Origin of the sequence: Bradyrhizobium arachidis, assembly GCF_015291705.1 — a bacterium.
Taxonomy (GTDB): Bacteria; Pseudomonadota; Alphaproteobacteria; order Rhizobiales; family Xanthobacteraceae; genus Bradyrhizobium; species Bradyrhizobium arachidis.
Map to the genome: position 1 here is coordinate 7,056,300 of NZ_CP030050.1, position 18,359 is coordinate 7,074,658.

The 18,359-nt window shown below is 63.4% G+C and carries 14 protein-coding genes and 1 pseudogene; 6 read left to right on the top strand and 9 right to left on the bottom strand.

Annotation, left to right across the window (positions count from 1 at the left end):
• Positions 1–17 precede the first annotated feature (17 nt).
• Together WN72_RS33170 and WN72_RS33175 are read right to left on the bottom strand one after the other, a co-directional pair.
• Positions 18–964 (bottom strand): annotated as a pseudogene (locus WN72_RS33170) (ArdC family protein).
• Positions 965–1,613: 649 nt separating this feature from the next.
• Complete coding sequence (locus WN72_RS33175) at positions 1,614–2,654, bottom strand: IS110 family RNA-guided transposase (protein ID WP_092215878.1); 1,041 nt, start codon at positions 2,652–2,654, stop codon at positions 1,614–1,616.
• A 1,017-nt stretch (positions 2,655–3,671) separates the two neighbouring features.
• On the opposite strand from WN72_RS33175, the gene WN72_RS33180 reads away from it, so the two are divergent.
• Positions 3,672–4,967, top strand: coding sequence for a hypothetical protein (locus tag WN72_RS33180; protein WP_143130591.1), 1,296 nt, complete (start codon positions 3,672–3,674; stop codon positions 4,965–4,967).
• A gap of 46 nt (positions 4,968–5,013) precedes the next feature.
• On the opposite strand, the gene WN72_RS33185 is transcribed toward WN72_RS33180, so the two are convergent.
• Together WN72_RS33185 and WN72_RS33190 are read right to left on the bottom strand one after the other, a co-directional pair.
• Positions 5,014–5,796 (bottom strand): enoyl-CoA hydratase/isomerase family protein, encoded by a 783-nt coding sequence (locus tag WN72_RS33185; RefSeq protein WP_027562521.1) that lies wholly within the window; start codon positions 5,794–5,796, stop codon positions 5,014–5,016.
• A gap of 127 nt (positions 5,797–5,923) precedes the next feature.
• Positions 5,924–8,014, bottom strand: coding sequence for a molybdopterin oxidoreductase family protein (locus WN72_RS33190; RefSeq protein ID WP_092216147.1), 2,091 nt, complete (start codon positions 8,012–8,014; stop codon positions 5,924–5,926).
• Between the two features lie 252 nt (positions 8,015–8,266).
• Between WN72_RS33190 and WN72_RS33195 the strand changes: the two genes are divergently transcribed.
• From WN72_RS33195 to WN72_RS33210, 4 genes are read left to right on the top strand one after another with little or no spacing between them, the layout of a single operon-like run.
• Entirely contained in the window at positions 8,267–9,223 is a 957-nt protein-coding gene (locus WN72_RS33195) for a tripartite tricarboxylate transporter substrate binding protein (protein ID WP_194483053.1), read from the top strand.
• 13 nt (positions 9,224–9,236) lie between these two features.
• Entirely contained in the window at positions 9,237–9,707 is a 471-nt protein-coding gene (locus tag WN72_RS33200) for a (2Fe-2S)-binding protein (RefSeq protein WP_092215880.1), read from the top strand.
• Positions 9,704–11,830: a xanthine dehydrogenase family protein molybdopterin-binding subunit gene (locus tag WN72_RS33205; RefSeq protein WP_092215882.1), complete on the top strand. Its 2,127-nt coding sequence runs from the start codon at positions 9,704–9,706 to the stop codon at positions 11,828–11,830. The genes WN72_RS33200 and WN72_RS33205 overlap by 4 nt, the downstream gene beginning before the upstream one ends.
• The gene (locus WN72_RS33210; RefSeq protein WP_092215884.1) at positions 11,827–12,525 is read left to right on the top strand and encodes a molybdate ABC transporter substrate-binding protein; all 699 of its coding nucleotides are present in this window, start codon (positions 11,827–11,829) and stop codon (positions 12,523–12,525) included. The genes WN72_RS33205 and WN72_RS33210 overlap by 4 nt, the downstream gene beginning before the upstream one ends.
• A gap of 13 nt (positions 12,526–12,538) precedes the next feature.
• Here WN72_RS33210 and WN72_RS33215 read toward each other — a convergent pair whose 3' ends face one another.
• From WN72_RS33215 to WN72_RS33230, 4 genes are all read right to left on the bottom strand, one after another.
• Positions 12,539–13,345 carry an SDR family NAD(P)-dependent oxidoreductase gene (locus WN72_RS33215; protein ID WP_092215886.1) on the bottom strand — a complete coding sequence of 269 codons (807 nt, stop codon included), beginning with the start codon at positions 13,343–13,345 and terminating at the stop codon, positions 12,539–12,541.
• A gap of 78 nt (positions 13,346–13,423) precedes the next feature.
• Positions 13,424–14,716 (bottom strand): TRAP transporter large permease, encoded by a 1,293-nt coding sequence (locus tag WN72_RS33220; protein ID WP_092215888.1) that lies wholly within the window; start codon positions 14,714–14,716, stop codon positions 13,424–13,426.
• Positions 14,707–15,255, bottom strand: a complete 549-nt coding sequence (locus tag WN72_RS33225; protein ID WP_092215890.1) for a TRAP transporter small permease — start codon at positions 15,253–15,255, stop codon at positions 14,707–14,709. Before WN72_RS33225 ends, WN72_RS33220 begins: the two co-directional genes overlap by 10 nt.
• Positions 15,256–15,331: 76 nt before the next feature.
• On the bottom strand, positions 15,332–16,303 hold the full coding sequence (locus WN72_RS33230; protein ID WP_027562512.1) for a TRAP transporter substrate-binding protein: 972 nt from the start codon (positions 16,301–16,303) through the stop codon (positions 15,332–15,334).
• A 306-nt stretch (positions 16,304–16,609) separates the two neighbouring features.
• Here WN72_RS33230 and WN72_RS33235 point away from each other — a divergent pair, with 306 nt between their 5' ends.
• Positions 16,610–17,386 carry a cyclase family protein gene (locus WN72_RS33235; protein WP_092215892.1) on the top strand — a complete coding sequence of 259 codons (777 nt, stop codon included), beginning with the start codon at positions 16,610–16,612 and terminating at the stop codon, positions 17,384–17,386.
• Positions 17,387–17,396: 10 nt separating this feature from the next.
• Here the strand turns inward: WN72_RS33235 and WN72_RS33240 are convergent, their stop codons facing one another.
• Positions 17,397–18,125, bottom strand: coding sequence for a Crp/Fnr family transcriptional regulator (locus tag WN72_RS33240; RefSeq protein WP_027562510.1), 729 nt, complete (start codon positions 18,123–18,125; stop codon positions 17,397–17,399).
• Positions 18,126–18,359 lie beyond the last annotated feature (234 nt).

Consider the following 18,359-nt stretch of genomic DNA (forward strand, 5'->3'; position numbering starts at 1 on the left):
CTACACGAGGCCAAGCATCACGCCACCTCGTGATCGGCGACAACCGACCTCAGCGACGCGGGCTCAATGGACCCGGGAACGAAGCCGAGCAAATAGTCCGCAGCCTTGCTCGCCTGTGAGGCGGCACGCACGATGGCCCGATTGTCTTCGCGCAGGACCTGAAGCCAGGAGCCGATATAGCCGGCATGGCGCACGGTCGGCACGATCCCGAGCGACGCGCAGCTGAACGCGGAACTCAACTCGGCAACCAGCTCTTCAAAGGCATATTTCTTCGTACCGTAGGATCCGTTCTGGTCGCGGTTGAGGCGCGAGGGATGCCCAGTCGCATGACCGAGTTCATGCAACGCGGTGCGGTGCCAGTTGATGGGCTCGAAATAGGCCTGCGGCGGCGGGACTTGAACATAGTCTTCGGTTGTTGCATAGAATGCGCGATCCCCACCAATCCGAAATGGAATTCCGCTGGCCTTGATCAGGGCGTCGACCGTGGGTTCGATAAGCCCAGCCGGCGGTGGGGGCGCAGCGATGGCAATGTCATCGGGCAGTTCCTCGCACTGATCGGTATTGAAAACGGTAAATCGTTTGAGGAATGGAATCGCCTGCGCGTCTTCGTCGGTCACGGCGGCGCGTCGCTTTTCGTCATACGGCACGAAACGATCCGCGTAGACAACAGTGGTGCCGCGCTCTCCCCTGCGAACGTGGCCGCCAAGCGAGAGCGCCTGACGAAAGGTGAGCCAACTTTGACCTGTAAATTCGCGTTCGATCACGGCTCCCCAGAGGATGAGGATTGCCGGTTGGTCGACGCGTTTTTCGGCATCGCCAGCGGCGCCTTCGCCGCGGCCGTACTCCAGGGCTGGACCCAGGGAACGCGTCCGGCCTCAAGCTCGGCGATGATCTTGTCGGTGATTTCGTTATAGAGGTTCGCGCGGTCCTGGCCGCCGCGCGCGCGAGCAGTAGGGTTTAACATCGCGGGTCTCCGCGACGGGCACCGCGAGCCTCTCTCGCAGCTTGTAACCCGTCACGGAAAAACCCAGCCTGCACTCTTACTCTCGGCCTCTTCGAATTCTGCCAGGCCACAGGCCTGATCAAGCGTGCGCAAACGGCGCATCGCCTTCGAGAAATGGCACCCGCAGGAGCGTGAGCATAGCGACGCCGAAGGCGGCACGCGGGACCGAGTGCAGCGACGAGACCGGTTCAATAGCGGCACCCGGGAACGGGGCAGTGATAGCGATCGCCGCAGGCGAGCCCCTTTCCCGAGTGCCCCCGGCGAGGAGCACCAAAGCTCTGGCGAGGGATCGAAGCCGTACGGCCGAGACGCTGCGCGGCTCGGTTCATATGTGGACGGCCCCCGACTTGCAAGGATTGGCTCTGGCAGCCATGCTCGGATCGCTTGCGCTCATATGTCCAGCCTGTTTTCGGGTCTTGCGACCACCGGCCAAGATGGGCTTCGCGGACAGTGAGATCCGAACACGAGAGCGGCATTTTCTGCCGGTAAACCGAGCGGAGCATTCCACTGACCGGCTTGCGCCGAACGTACCACCTCGTCCTGTCCTGCAAGTTCCGCCCCCAGCGTCAGACCTGCCGGTCCGGCGCCAAGCTCTGCAATTCGTTCAAGTCTATGTCGGCATCTGCGCGACGTTGCTTGCGGGCCGATACCGCTCGCCGCTGACCATCAGTTTCCAGGCAATCCGGGCCAGTTTGTTTGCCAACGCTATGGCCACCAGCTTCGGCGGCTTGCGTGCGACGATGTCTTTCAGCCATGGCCAGGAGCGTGTCTCCCGTCGGCGCATATCTGCGATCACAGCCGTCGCGCCAGCCACCAAAACGGTTCGCAACATGCCGTCGCCGGCGCGTGTAATCACGCCGAGCCTGTTCTTTCCGGCCGTCGAGTGATTCTTTGGTGTCAGGCCAAGCCAGGCGGCGAAGTTTCTTGCCGACTTGAACCCGCGTGCATCCACGACCTTGATCGACAGCAGCGTCGCACCGATCGGACCGACGCCCGGGATAGCTGCCAGCCGTTGGCTCATCTCGTTACTTCGGTGGAGTTGCATGAGCTTCTTGTCGAGCTTGGCGATTTGGTCATCGACGCGCGCCAGTTCTGCTGCCAGAGCATCCACCAGCTCCTTCGTCAATTCGGGGACTGTTGCGTCGGTCTGAATGTCGATCAGCAATTGTTGAAGCCGCGAAAGCCCCTTGGGCGCGGTAAAGCCGAATTCCGCGGCGTAGCCGCGGATTGAATTGGCGAGTTGGGTCCGCCTTCCGATGAACTGGTTGCGCACACGCGTCAACATTTGTGCACCCTGTTGCTCGGGACTTTTGATAGGCACAAAGTTTTTGCGCAGTTTCGGCCGGCTTGCCGCCTCGCAAATCGCCTCCGCGTCCGCAGCGTCGGATTTCCCGCGCTGCACATACGGTTTGACATATTGCGGTGGGATCATCGCCACCTCATGCCCGAGCGATTGCAGCTCCCGCGCCCAATAGTGCGATGCGCCGCAGGCCTCCAGAGCCACAAGCGAAGGCGGCAAACGCCTGAAGAACTCCAAAACCTGGCCGCGCCTCAATTTACGCCGCAAAACCGGCTGCTCGGTGCCATCAACGCCATGCAGCTGAAATACACTCTTTGACGTATCCAAACCGATGCGAACAATCGTTTCCACGGGAGGCTCCTTCGTGCGAGGTCAGCGACGACCTCATCTTGCCACGCAGTGTGGCGGAAGGGGGCCGTCCACCCCAACACGAGAGCCCGGTGCGGTTCGAGCCGCACGCGCGACACGATCCAGATTGCCCCCGGCGCATTCGTCTGCGCGTCCTAGATTCAGCTCTGAAGCATGCGGAAACGGTTCCGAAATCCTCGGTTGCTTCGATGTATAGCTAGAGCTGTCAGTTCACGGCTAACGCACGCAATGAGACGGCAAGGCATGACCGGTGGTCGATGGGAAGCCAGCCGAGCAAATGTCCAAATTTGCGCTGCGTCGACCAGATCCAGCCTGGTACAGCGAACAAGAAAATTCCGACACCCGACAACGATCCGTTGAATTCTGTGCAACTCCGCTGTGAATTTGTTGGAAGGGACATTGATGATTCATCTAGAGCAGTTGACTGCCTGTTAGCGGCTCCCCCAACGACGACCGGGAACGGAAACACTGAATCATTTCCTTCCGATCAGAATAGTCCTCCTCGATAACCGCACGCCAAGCCTCCTTTTTACTGCGCTAATCTAACCTATCTCCGCCAGACCGCACTGCGCAGTAGAGGGTCAACATATTCGATTGTAAGACTCCCTTTTGTGATCAACTGCAACTCTCGTTGACCGATCACGATTCCTAGAGAGATCAATTCAGACCTTCCCAATTGAATGTCCTGGTTCGCCGAGTTCAGCTGCGGGCACCATCAGTGAGATCAGACCGCCCATTCTCGCCGCGTACTCCGCTGCCTGCTCGCTACCCACCTGCTGGAACTTGGCCTGCAATGATGAGGGCAGACCTGGCGGCTGCCTACTTAGACTTTGAAGACACAGCTGAACTGGGGCGCGCAATCCGCCGCGGCGAAGCCCCTCCGCCGGTCAGCTGTCGCGGAACAGGAAGGCTACGACAGCCGGTTTGGTCGAAGGCGATATTGGATCAGTTCGCAGAACCACCTCAAAGAAGGGACACAAAGGAACAGGAGGATCTTTTATGTCTGGTATGATATCGGTTGAAACGAGGCTTCCTCGATATTGTCGGCAAAAGCTGCTGGCGAACAATACGGTCGCCTATTATTTCGCACCGCCAAGCTGGGCTCGTCGGCAGGGCTGCGAATTGAGGCCTGAACCTTTAGGGAGCGATTATGCCAATGCCGTCGAGCGGGTCGAGCAGGTCCTCTTGCCCGCATTCGAGAGTTGGCGCTCGCAAGGGCTAAGTGACATAATGCCCGTTTCTCCCGAACCGGGCACGTTCGATTGGCTAATCGGAGTCTTCCAAGCTCATCAGAAGTGGGCAGAACTCGACAGCAACACACAACGCTTGTACAGGAGGAGCCTCGAGCTCTTCGCCGGTCATGAGTTGAAGGACGGAAATCGGGCGGGATCAAAGAAACTGTCCGATTTCACGAAAGCCTTCGTGGACGCAGTTTATGGGAAGCTGCTAGTTACTTCAAAAGTCAGCAGCGATGGAAACGTGATCGTCCGGGAGCGCCGCCGCTATGCCAACATGGCCATGGCATGCTGCCGGCGCGCCTGGTTCGTTGGCCAACGTGCCCAAGAAAAGATAGTACCTGCCAGCAATCCATTTTCGCGCATGGGACTGAGGTCTCGTGCGCCTGGGCGACCGATACGGCCGACACCCACTGCTACTTGGGATGAACTTGTCGCCTTCCGAGCTGCCGCAAGGAAGCTTGATTACCGGTCGATCGGGACTGCCGCTCTGCTGGCGTGGGAATGGTTACAGCGCGAACAGCACGTGTTCGGCGCCTTCGACATTTCGCACTATCGCCCGAGCGAACGGCCAAACAGCGTCAGGATCGTGCACCCAAAGAATGGAGAGGAAGCCTGGTGGCCGTTGTTCGACGAAGCTGGAGCCCCTCTATTTCCTGAACTGATGACTGAGCTGGACGAAATCTCGAAGGCTTCTACCCCGGGCCTAGTCTTTCGACGTGACCACGCGCATCGCCGGACAGCAACTCCGCTTCCATGGATTACCCCACGCAAGGACCTGCGTTATCTGCGCAGCGTGGTAAAGAAGATAATCGCAGAAGCTGGCCTTCGCCAGGAACTTTCATTTACGTCGTTCCGGCACGGTGGATTCACGGAAGGCGCCGACAGCGATCTCACGGATGCGGAGTTGCGGGCTGCGGGTCGACATCGATCGAGCCGCCAACTGCCAACTTACGCCAAACGTACTGGCAAGCAGTTGATCACAGCCACAAAGAAGCGCCGCCAGGAGCGGACAAGATCACTGCTCGTTCGATTAAATGCCAACTCTCCCTCTGATTAGCGCGCGCCGCCGGACGCAGAATACCCGCTCGCGACGAAATCCTAACCTACTTTCCCGTCCAGACCGGCTTCCGCTTCTCGCCGAACGCCTTCAGCCCCTCCTTGGCGTCCTCGGTCATCGCGAGCAGGGCGATCTGGCTTTCGGTGTAGGCGATGCTCTCGTCGAACGACATCGAGGCGATCGCGCGCATGGCGTATTTGCCGCGGCGGATCGCGGTCGGGGATTTGTCGACGATGCGGCCGATCAGCCAGTCGATCTTGGCGTCGAGCTCGGCCGTCGGTACGACATGGTTCAAAAGGCCCGCGGCTTGCGCGGCCTTGGCATCGAATGGCTCGCCGGTGAGCGCCCATTCATTGACGAGACGCGGCGGCGCGATGGACTGCAGCAGGCTCAGCACCTGCATCGGAAACACACCGACCTTCACCTCCGGTAGGCCGAAGATGACGTGATCGGCCGCAACCGCCATGTCGGTCATGCACAACAGGCCCATGCCGCCGGCCATGCAGACCCCGCCGACCCGCGCGATCGCAGGCTTGGTTGCGTTCTGCGACAGGCGGAGCAGATCGGCATAGTCGACATTCGGCCTCGAATGATCCATCGCGAAAGCGGCGCCGGAATTCTGCAAATCGGCGCCGGCGCAGAACGCCTTGTCGCCCGCACCCGTCAGCACGATGACGCGGACGTCCTTGTCGTCATGGGCGTCGCGATAACCCTTGCTGATGCCGGCGATGACCTCGCCGTTCAGCGCGTTGCGCTTGTCCGGCCGGTTGATGGTGATCCAGAACGCCTGCCCGCGCTTCTCGGTGATGACGGCTATGCTGTCGGTCATGACGTCGCTTCCTTGCTGTCCGTTTTGCAGCCATTTGCGGTAGGGCGGGCGGCAGGTGCAAGGGCAATCTGCAGCGCGGCGCCGCTTTAGCGCCTCGACACAAATTGCTGGCGAGGCAGGTGCGCGTTCAGGCCGCGGCGGCTTTTCTGATCCAGACCTTATTGTCGTGGAACGCGGCGCCGCCGATCGGCGCGACGGCTTCGGCGCCGGTCAGCATGTTGATGCCGCGGCCGCCGATATGGTTCTTGTTGGGATGAACGGATTCCGCGATCAGCACGCCGCGCCGCACGCCGTCGAACAGCGTCGCGATCAGCGTGGTCTCGCCCCGGCTGTTGCCGAGCGTCACCGCATCGCCATCGGCGATGTCGAGGGAGGCTGCATCCAGCGGATGGATCATCACGCTCGCTTTGCCCTCGCGCGCCTGCGAGGACGGCGTCTCGTTAAAGGTGGTGTTGAGGAAGCTGCGCGAGGGGCTGGTCGCAAGCCGGAACGGATGGGCCTGGTCGGCGTGCTCAATCACCGCCCAATGGTCCGGCAGATCAGGCATGCTGTCGATATCGCCCATGGTCTGGCCGAACGGCGGATGCGCCCAATCCGCCCTGAAGTGGAATTTCTTGTCGGGATGGGCAAAGCCGTCGAGGAAATGCGAGGTGCGGAAGTCCGGCTGCAGATCGCGCCAGAGGTCGGCTTCGAGGCCGGCGATGTCGCCGTGGCCGCTCAGCTGCAGCGTCGCATCGATCAATTCGCGCGGCGTCATCTCGAAACCCCGGTGCCTGGCGCCAAGGCGCGGCGCCAGCGCCTGCAACACCTCATGGTTGGAGCGGCACTCGCCGGGTGGGTCGATCAGCTTCGGTCCGACCGAGATGTGCTGATGGCCGCCGCCGTAATAGAGGTCGTCGTGCTCCATGAACATGGTCGCCGGCAGCACGATGTCGGCCATTTGCGCCGTCTCGGTCATGAACTGCTCATGCACCGCGACGAACAGATCCTCGCGCGCAAAGCCCTGGGCTACCAGCGCCTGCTCCGGCGCCACCGTCATCGGGTTGGTGTTCTGGATCAGCATCGCCTTGACCGGGCCTTTGCCGCGCAGGGCCTCGGCATCGCCGGTGAGGATGCGGCCGATCTTGGACTGGTCGAGCGCGCGGACGCTCTGGTCGATCGCGTCGTGGCCTTCGATGATGGATTCGTTGAAGCGCCACAGCGCGTAATTGTTGAAGAAGGCACCGCCGCCTTCATATTGCCAGGCGCCGGTCACCGCAGGAATGCAGGTCGCCGCATGCATCTGCGTCGCGCCGTTGCGCGACCGCGTGAAGCCGTAACCGAGGCGGATGAAAGTCCGCTTGGTCTCGCCGACCGCCTTGGCAAAGGCCTCGATCTCAGCCACCGGCACACCTGAAATCGCCGACGCCCATTCCGGCGTACGCGTCTTCAGATGCGCCTCGAGCTCGGCGGGGCAGTCGGTGTATTTGTCCATATAGGCGCGGTCGGCATAGCCGTCGCGGAACAGGACGTGCATGACACCGCAAGCGAACGCGCCGTCGGTGCCGGGCCGCAGGATGATCTTGATGTCAGCCTGCTTCATGGTCTCGTTGTCGTAGATGTCGACCGCCGCGATCTTGGCGCCGCGCTCCTTGCGGGCACGCGCGGCGTGCGTCATCACGTTGACCTGGGTGTTGACGGGATTGGTGCCCCAGATCACCACGAGATCGGACAGCGCCATCTCGCGCGGATCGACGCCGGCGATCTTGCCGTTGCCGATCGCGTAACCGATGCGCGCGACATTGGCGCAGATGGTCTGATAGAAGCGCGAATATTTCTTCACGTGCGTCAGACGATTCAGCCCGTCGCGCATCACGATGCCCATCGTGCCGGCGTAGTAATAGGGCCAGATCGATTCCGCGCCGAACTCGCGCTCGGCCTGATTGAATCGCTCCGCGATCTCGTCGAGCGCTTCGTCCCAGGTGATCCGCGCAAATTGGCCCGAGCCCTTCGGCCCGATGCGGCGCATCGGGAATGTCACCCTTTCGGGATGATGGATGCGCTCGGCATAGCGGGCGACCTTGGCGCAGACGACGCCGGCCGTGTAGGTCTGCTTTTTCGAACCGCGCACGCGGCCGATGCTGCGGCCTTCGACGACCTCGATGTCGAGCGCGCAGGCCGACGGACAGTCATGCGGGCAGGTCGAATGGCGGATTTCGATCTTGGCGTGCTGGTTCATGTCCCAGTTCGTAACATCAAAATACTGGCCCGCCGAGCGCATTTTGCCGGCATTGCCCATGCGATTTGCTCAAACCGCGCGCGCCCCCGGTTCCTATCGCGCCTGCGAAATGGAGCGCGGCCACACCGAAAACCGCCCGATATTCCCTGAGACGATCGACTTTGTGAGCGTCGACAGTCCGCCTGCCCTGCCGCTACAGTGGCCGCCAACAAGAACGACATCAGGGAGGTGGGCGTGACGGCCCGACAATTCATGCTGGCGCTGGCCGCCAGCCTGCTCGGCGCATTCGCCGCAGCCCCCTCATTGGCGCAAGATTATCCCAATCACGCGGTCCGCATCGTCGTGCCCTTCGGCGCCGGTGGCCCGGCCGACGTCGCGGCCCGGCTGATTGGCAACGTGCTCCAGGAGAGCTTTGGCCAGCCGTTCGTGATCGAGAACCGCACCGGCGCGGGCGGCGTCATCGGCACGGTCGAAGCGGCGAAGTCGCCGGCCGACGGCTATACGCTCTTGATGATGTCCAACACGCAGACCGCGAACGAATCGCTGCTGACACCCGCGCAGCGCAAATACGAGCTGATGCGCGATCTCGCGCCGATCGCACCTGTGAACTATTCCGATCTCGTCATCGTGGTGAACCCGCAAGTCCCGGCGAAGACGCTTGCCGAGTTCATCGCGCTCGCCAAGGCGCAGCCGGGCAAGCTGAACTACGCCTCCTCCGGCCAGGGCACGCCTTATCACATGGCCGGCGAACTGTTCAAAGCCATGGCCGGCATCGACGTCGTCCACGTGCCCTATCGCAACAGCGGCGAGGCGCGCAGCGGCGTGATCGGGGGCCAGGTGCAGATGATGATCGACGCGGTGCCGGCGATGGCGCCGAACATCGGCGAGAACCAGGTCCGCGCGCTCGCGACCACCGGCAAGCAGCGCTCCGCCGTGCTGCCGAACGTGCCGACCGCCGGCGAAGCCGGCGTCGCGGGCTATGAGGCGACAATCTGGCTTGGCCTGATGGCGCCGACCGGCACGCCAAAGCCTGTCATCGACAAGCTCAACGCCGCTGTCAACGCAATGGTGAAGCGGCCGGACATCGTCAAACTCTGGACCGAGCAGGGCGCCGTACCCATGTCAATGACACCGCTGGAATTCGACAAATTCCTGCGCGGCGACATCGAGAAATGGGCCGATGTCGTCAAGAAATTCGACAAGTCCTGAGGCGGTACTGCTCATGCCTACCGTTCAATTCCGGCTCAACGGCGCAGCGATCGCCGTGGACGCCGATCCGGACCAGATGCTGCTCGATGTGCTGCGCAGCCGGCTCGGCATCACCGGGGCGCATTTCGGCTGCGGCGCCGGCGAGTGCGGCGCCTGTCACGTCATGGTCGACGGCCGCGCGATGACCTCGTGCGACATGCCGATGTGGTCGGTTGCGGACAAGGACGTCGTCACGGTGGAAGGCCTCGGGACAGTGGAGCAGTCGCACGCGCTACAGCGCGCCTTCATTTCCGAGCAGGCGATGCAATGCGGCTATTGCGTCTCGGGAATTCTGATCAGTGCGGCGGCGCTGCTCAAGCGCAATCCATCGCCGACGGAGGCGGAGGTGAGAGAGGCGCTCGATCGCAACCTCTGCCGATGCGGTTCGCATAACCGCATGGTGCGCGCGGTGTTGCGGGCGGCCTCGGAGATGGCAGTGCCATGACGTCCCCTGCCCCAAAGCTGCCGGTCAGCCTGACAGCCAATCCGAAGCTGTCGTCCTGGGTAAGGTTCACCGATGAAGGCCGCGTCGCGATCTCGCCCGGCAAGGTCGAGATCGGCCAGGGCATCGTCACGGCGCTGGCGCAGATCGCGGCTGACGAGCTCGATGTCGATCTTGCGCGGGTCGACATGATCCGAGCCTCGACGGCGACGAGCCCGAACGAGGGCGTCACCTCGGGCAGCCTGTCGATCCAGCAATCCGGCCGCGCGCTGCGCCACGCCTGTGCCGACGTTCGCCAACGCTTCCTCGCCGCAGCATCTGAGCGTCTCGGCGTCGATGCGTCCTCGCTCGACATCGAGGACGGCACGATCTCGGGTCCCGGCAATGTCAGGACCAGCTATTGGGAGCTGGCCGGCGATGTCTCGCTCGACCACGACGCCTCCGCAAGCGCGGCAGCGAAGATCGCGACCAAGCGCGCCGTCGCCGGACATTCCGTCCAGCGCGTGGACTTTCCCGACAAGGTGTTCGCCCAGCCGCGCTTCATCCATGACCGGGCATTGCCCGGCTTGCTGCACGGACGCGTGCTGCGTCCGGACGTCTCGGGCGCCAAGCTGATCGCGCTCGACGAAACAGCCGCACGCGCCGTCCCCGGCCTCGTCGCCATCATCCGCGACGGCGGCTTTGCCGGCGTGGTTGCCGACGCCGAGGCCGCGGCGGAAGCGGCGCTGACGGCCTTGCGCAAGGGCGCGACATGGTCGGCCGGCGAGGCGCTGCCGGACGAAGACGATCTGGCGGGCTTCCTGAAGAGCCAGCCGGTCGAGACGACCGTCATCGATACCAGAGCGGCGGCAACGACAGCGAAAGCCGCGCGCACGCTTCGGCGGCAATACACCCGCCCCTACATCGCCCATGGCTCGATCGCGCCGTCCTGCGCCATGGCGCAGTGGGATGGCGACCGTGTCCACGTCTGGACCCACAGCCAGGGCGTTTACCTGCTGCGCGCCGATCTCGCCATCGTGCTCAAGCTGCCCGCCGAGAACATTGTCGTCGAGCACATGGAAGGGGCCGGCTGCTACGGGCACAATGCCGCCGACGACGTCGCGCTCGATGCGGTGCTGCTGGCGAAAGCGGCCGGCGGCCGCTCGGTGCGGGTGCAGTGGTCGCGCCACGACGAGATGAGCCACGCGCCGTTCGGCGCGGCGATGGCCATCGAGATCGAGGCCGATCTCGATACAGACAATGAGATCGTCGGCTGGCGCCATATGCTCTGGAGCAACGGCCACGCGGCGCGACCGGGACGCGCGGCGCAGCCGGCGTTGCTCGCCGCAACCGAGATCGCAAATCCCTACCCGCGCATGATCTCGACCAATCCGCCGGCAGCCAATGGCGGCGGCGGCGACCGCAACTCGGTTCCACTCTATGATTTACCGGCGTGGACGATCACGAGCCACCGGCTATTGACGATGCCGGTGCGCACCTCGGCGCTGCGGACGCTTGGCGGGCAAGGCAATGTGTTCGCCATCGAATCCCTGCTCGACGAGATCGCGACCTTGCGCGGCGAGGACCCGATCGCGTTCCGCCTGCGCCACCTGCGCGACGAACGGGCGAAGGACGTCATCCGCGCCGCGGCGCGACGCGCGCAGTGGAAGCCGCAGAAGCGATCGGGCGTCGGCCACGGCGCCGGCTTTGCCCGCTACAAGAACACGGGCGCCTATTGCGCCGCGATTGCCGAGATCGAAGGCGACGACGACATCCGCGTCAAACGCTTGACGCTCGCGGTCGACGTCGGCGAAGCCATCAATCCTGACGGCGTCATCAACCAGATCGAGGGCGGCGCGATCCAGGCGACCAGCTGGGTGCTGAAGGAGCGCGTTCGCTTCGACCGGACCCGCATCACCTCGACCTCCTGGACGGACTATCCGATCCTGACCTTCAGCGAGGTGCCGGCGGTCGACGTCGAGATCATCCAGCGGCCGGAGATCGAGCCGGTCGGCGCGGGCGAAGCGGCACACGGGCCGGTGACGGCGGCGATCGCAAATGCCGTCTACGATTGCCTCGGCGTGCGCGTCCGCGATCTGCCGATCACGCGCGACAGGATCATCGCAGCCATGGAGCTTGCATCGTGACGACCTTGACCATTTTGAGCGGTGGCGCGGCGCAAGGCCTGGTGCGCGGCCTCAGCGACGCTTTCAAGACAAAGACCAGCCTCAGTATCGACGGCGAGTTCGGCGCGGTCGGCATCATGGCCGACAAACTGCGTACGGGCACGGCAGCCGATCTCGTGATCCTGACGCAGGCCCTCCTCGCAAAACTTGCCGAGGAGAAGCTTGTCGTCCCCTCCTCGATCGCGGATGTCGGCCGGGTCGAGACCGCGTTGGCGGTCCGCAACCGTGATCCCAAGGTGACGGCGAAGACCGAAGCCGATTTGCGCGAGGTGTTGCGTTCGGCGGACGCGATCTACGTCCCTGATATCAAGGCGTCCACGGCAGGACAGCACGTTGCAAAAGTGCTGGATCAGCTCGGCATCGCCTATGAGGTCGCATCGCGCCTCAAGATATTTCCGAACGGCGCAACCGCGATGCGGGAGCTTGCGACGTCCACCGCAGCGCGTCCGATCGGCTGCACGCAGGCCACCGAGATCATCGCCACCGACGGCATCGCGCTGTCAGGATCACTGCCGCCTGGATGTGAGCTGGTGACCATGTACACGGCTGGCGTGACCGCGCGGGCCGCACATCCGAATGAAGCGGCCGTGCTGATTGCGCTGTTGACCGGCGTAGAGCACAAGGAGCTGCGCCAGCGCGTGGGCTTTGCCGGCTAGACGGCCAGCCGCTCTATTTGTGCAGCTGGGTGAGGCCGGTCGGCGGACCATCGACCGCGGTCCAGCCGCCGTCCACGAACAGTGTGCTGCCGCTGACATAGCTTGCGGCATCCGAAGCGAGATAGGCCACGGCGGTCGCGACCTCGTCCGCGCTGCTCCAGCGGTTGAACACGGTGTGGCCGGCATAGAGATTGTAGATGTCGGGCCGCTGCTTGAACGGGCCGGTCAGCGCGGTTTCGGCGATGCTCGGTGCGATCGCGTTGACGCGTACGCCGGCATGACCGACCTCGGAGGCAAAACCCTTCACCAGGAGGCCGATCGCGGCCTTGGTCGAGCCGTAGATGCCAAGGCCCGGCTCGATGGTCACCGCGCGGACCGAGGAGCAGGCGATGATGCTGCCGCCCTTCTGCGCGACCATGATGCGGCCGAAGGCCTGGAAGAACCAGACCGTCCCCTTGACGTTGAGGTTGAGGACGCGGTCGAGATCCTCCTCGGTGTAGTCGAGGATGGTCTTGCGGATGTTGAGCCCGGGCGTCGTCACGGCGATATCAAGCCGCGGGAATTTCTGCATCACGGTTTTCGCCAGCGCGTTGACGTCCGCTGCGCTGGCGGCATCGCAGCTGGCAGCCTCGGCCCAGCCGCCCTTGTCGCGAATGCCGGCGGCGGTCGCTTCCGCCGCGTCAAGCGCACGATCGGCGCAGACGACGCGGGCGCCGAGCCCAGCCAGCGCCTCGGCCGACGATTTGCCGATCCCTGAGGCGGCGCCGAGCACCACGGCCGTCTTGCCGGTGAGATCGAAGAGCTTGCGATAGTCGGTCACGGACAGATTCTCCCTGTTGCTGTGACGCAAACTACGCAAGGCGGGTGCGCCGGCCAAGTGCCGGCGCACGCACGGCAGCTATCCCTTGTATCCCATCAGGAGACGCGGCAGCCACAGCGAGAAGGCGGGAACGTAGGTGACGAACATCAGCGCTGCAATCAGCGCAGCGTAGAACGGCAGGATGGTGCGCATCACCGCGCCGACCGAAATGCCACCGATGGCGCAGCCGACGAACTGCGTCGTTCCGACCGGCGGGGTGTTCAGTCCAAGCGCGCAGTTGATCAGCATCAGCATGCCGAACTGCACCGGATCCATGCCGGCCTTCATCGCGATCGGCAGGAAGATCGGAGTACAGATCAGGATGGTCGCCGCCATGTCCATGAAGGTGCCGAGCACGAACAGGATGACGTTGATGAGCAGGAAGATCACCCAGGGCTGCGAGGACACCTTGCTCATCAGGTCGCCGGCGAAATCGGCCACCTCGTAGAGACCCATCAGGTACTGGAACATGGTGGAGACGCCGATCAGCAGCAGCACCACGCCCGTCGTCTTCACCGCCTTGGCCGCGGCCCGCAGGAAGTTCTGCAGGGTCATGGTGCGGTAGATGAAGAAGGTCAGCAGGATCGTGTAGGTGACCGCGACGGCGGCGGATTCGGTGGCGGTGAAGACGCCTGAGAGGATGCCAGCCAGAATGATGCCGACGATCAGAAGGCCAGGCAATGCGGCGGCGAGCGAACGGAACACCTCGGCCCAGCCCGGGAACTTGCCGGCGGGATAGCCGCGCTTCACCGCGACCGCGTAGGCGGCGACCAGCATGCAGATCATCAGCACGAGCGCCGGCAGGAGACCGGCGGCGATCAGCGCGCCGATCGAGACCTTGCCGCCGGCGGCCAGCGCATAGATGATCATGTTGTGGCTGGTCGGCATCAAGGCGCCGACCAGCGAGGCATGGGTGGTGACATTGACGGCGTAGTCGGTGTCGAACCCTTCCTTTTTCATCATCGGGATCATCACCGCGCCCATCGCCGACACGTCGGCCACGGGCGAGCCGGAGACGCCGCCGAACAGCGTGCAGGCGACCACGTTCGACATGCCGAGCCCGCCGCGGATGTGCCCGACCAGATTCTTGGCGAGCTTGACGATCTTGTCGGCGACGCCACCATGCAGCATCAGCTCACCGCTGAAGACGAAGAATGGGATGGCCAGGAACGAGAAGATGTTCATCCCCGACATCATCTGCTGGAAGATGACGGCGACCGGCAGGCCTTCGTAAAGGATGGTGCAGATCGCCGAGAGGCCGATCGCGAAAGCGACGGGAACGCCGAGGATCAGGAAGCCGAAGAACGTGGCGCCGAGGATGATCAGTTCCATGAGGGGACGACCTCTTCGCCGCGCAGGAGAGCAATGATGTGCTCGATGGAAAAGGAAACGATCAGGATGCCGGAGGCGATCAGCGGGACGTAACGGATCACCTCGGGCAGGCCGAGATTGGGAATCTTGACGGTTCCGACCGACGCACCGAGGATCCAGCCGTTATAGGCCATCGCAATGCCGAACACGGCCACGAGAACGTGGATCACGATCTCGATCTTCTCCCGCAGGTGATCCGGAAGCATGACCAGCAGACTGTCCATGCCGATGTGTCCGGCATCGCGCACGCCGACGGCGGCGCCGATCAGCGTGACGTAGAGGATCAGAACCAGCGCGAGGTTCTCCGTCCAGGTCGGGCTGGAATTGAGCACGTAACGCCCGAACACCTGGTAGAACACGATGGTGACAATGACGAGCAGTCCGGTCACCGACAGATACATGCCCAGGCGAGCGACGGGAGCATTGATCCGCGACAGCAGGCCGGTCGACGGACGTCCGGCGACCTCCTGCTCGTGGCCTGCGACGTGTGGGTCTGTCATTTGCCGCGTCTCCTTGCGCGTCTGCTCGCGAGGGTCCGGTGTCGCCTCGCGGCGAACCGGACCCGATGCCGTGGCCTTACTTCGTGTCCTGGATGCGCTTGACGAGGCCCTTCAGCTTCTCGTCGCCGGCGAACTTGTCGTAGACCGGCTTCATCGCATCGACGAACTCCTGCTTGTTGGCGATCGTCACGACCTGGACGCCGGCCGCTTCGACGGTCTTGCGGGAGGCCTGCTCACGCTCGTCCCAGAGCTTGCGCATGACCGGCACCGACTCCTTGGCCGCCTTGCGGATCATCGCCTGATCCTCCTTGCTCAGCGTGTCCCAGACCTTCTTGGACATCACGAGGACTTCGGGCGCCAGCGAGTGCTCGGTGACGTTGTAGAACTTGGCCGCCTCGAAATGGCGCGAGGACTCGTAAGAAGGCCAGTTGTTCTCGGCGGCGTCCACGAGGCCGGTCTTGAGCGCGGTGTAGACCTCGCCATAGGGCATCGGCGTCGGGTTGGCGCCGAGGCTCTGGATCATCCCGACCCAGAGGTCGGATTGCTGCACGCGGATCTTCAGGCCCTTGAGGTCGGCGAGCGACTTGACCGGCGCCTTGACCGTGTAGATGGACCGCGCGCCGCTGTCGTAATAGGCAAGACCGACCAGGCCTGCGGGCTCCATGGCGGCGAGGATCTCGTCGCCGATCGGCCCGTCCAGGACGGTGCGCATGTGCTGCGTGTCGCGGAAGACGAAGGGCAGGCACAGCGCGATGGTCTCGGGCACGAAATTGTTGAGCGGCGATGCGTTGATCCGCATCATGTCGAGCGCGCCGATCTTGAGCTGCTCGATGGTGTCCTTCTCGGAGCCCAGGGCGCCATTGGGAAACACCTTCACGCCGAGCTTGCCGCCGCTCGCCGCCGCGAGCTGCTTGCCCATGAACTTGACGGCCTCGACAGTCGGGTAGTCGGCGGGGTGGATGTCGGCAGAGCGGAAATCGCGTGCGGTCGCCAGCGGCGCGGAGATCGCCAGCACAGCGGCTGCGATGATACCGGTCAGTGTCTTCATCTGGGCTTTCCTCCTGGGGTGATTATGTCGTTGTCGGGCAGTTGCGGGCCGCCTTGGGTCGCTCCACTTCAGGTGCGAAGTCAAGCGCCATTGTCGTCCCTAGGGCGGGCGGCATTCCCTGTCCAAGCCAAATCCGGCATCGATCAATGCTGGAGTTGCATCGATCGATCGCGCGGTGCTCGCAAGGGCCTTCAGCGGATGATACCGTTTCTCCGAAGTCGTCCACACCGGCGCGTTACTTGACGCCGCAGCGCGAGCCCCCTCAAGATGCTGCAAAGCAGAACGGACCATTTCGGGGACATGCCCATGCCGCGGAAGCTGATCGATATTTCGGTGCCGCTCAAAAACGACGTGACGGCCGATCCCCCGGGCAATCACCCGACCATCCAGTATGTCGATCACCAGCAGGGCTTGCCCCGCATGCTGCAATTTTTCGACGGCTTGAAGGCCCAGGATTTGCCGGACGGACAGGGCTGGGCCGTCGAACAGGTCTCGTTGTCCACCCATAACGGCACGCATCTCGACGCGCCCTGGCACTTCCATCCGACCATGAATCGCGGCGAGCGGTCATGGACCATCGACGAGGTGCCGCTGGAATGGTGTCTTCAGCCCGGCGTGAAGCTCGACTTCCGGCACCTGCCTGACGGTTATGTGGCGACCGCCGCCGATGTCGAGACGGAGCTGAAGCGCATCGGCCACACGCTGTCGCCGCTGGAGATCGTCGTCGTCAACACCAGCGCCGGCGCCAAATTTGGCCAGGCCGACTACGTCAATTCCGGCTGCGGCATGGGCTATGAAGCGACCATGTACCTGCTCGAACGCGGCGTGCGGCTGACCGGGACCGACGGCTGGAGCTGGGATGCGCCGTTCATCTACACCGCGAAGAAATATGCCGAAACAAAAGATGCCGGGCTGATCTGGGAGGGCCACAAGGCGGGACGGCACATCGGCTATTGCCATCTCGAGAAGCTGCACAATCTGGACAAGCTGCCTTCGACCGGCTTCACGGTGTCATGCTTTCCGGTGAAGATTGAACGGGCATCCGCTGGCTGGACCCGCGCGGTCGCCATCATCGACAATTAGGTCGAGGCCATCACTCGCCGTCGAGGCCGCTCTCGGCGAGCTCGCGTAGCGCATCGGTGTCGAGCACGACGATGGCGCCATGCTCGAGCCGGACCCAGCTGCGTCCGGACCAGGCACGCAATTGCTTGTTGATGCTCTCGCGCGTCATGCCCACCATCTCGCTGATCTCCTGCTGCGTGATGGCGAGCGTGCCGCTGCCGGAATCGAGCTTGCGCTCCTCGGTGAGACCGAGCAGCGCGCTCGCAAGCCGGCCCGGCAGATTTTGCAGGATCACCTGCTCGACCTGCTGGCTGGTCCAGCGCAGTCGCGCGCAGAGCAGCTCGATGAATTTCATCGCCAGCGCCGGCTGGCTCTTCACGAACGGCAGGAAGTCCCGGCGGTCGATGATGTAGAGCTCGCAATTGGTGTTGGCGGTCGCATCCGCCGATCGCGGCGCACCGTCGAGAACGGCGATCTCGCCAAAGATTTCTCCGGGACCGATCAGATTGAGAATGGCGTTCCGCCCGTCGGGCGACGAAGAGGAAATCTTCACTGTCCCCGAGATCACTGCGAACAGATTGTTGCCGGGATCGCCCTTGGCGGCGATGGTCGCACCGCGCTTCACGGTGGTGTGCTTGGCGTAGCGGCAGAGCTGATCGAGCGCGTCCGGCTCCAGATCCGCGAAGATCGGGTGCTTGCGCAGGACCGATAGTTTGTTACCCACCGACTGTCGGGGGTCGCCGGTCTTGTCCTGAGGCACGCCGCGGGCTCCTAAGACTCAAGGCACTGAAGTTCCTGCGTAGTCAACGTTATCAGGCTTTTCAACCGGAAAGCACGGGCATGGTTTGAGGCAAATGCCCTAGGAATGCCCGAAGCCCGCATCCGAAGGATGCTCGATGCACTGGAATCGATGCAGGGTTGCAGCCTGCCCAAGCCGCTGGTTGCGTTGAGGCGCTGCCGCCGAGCCAGGAGTCGGCCGCTGAGCATCGGGCTG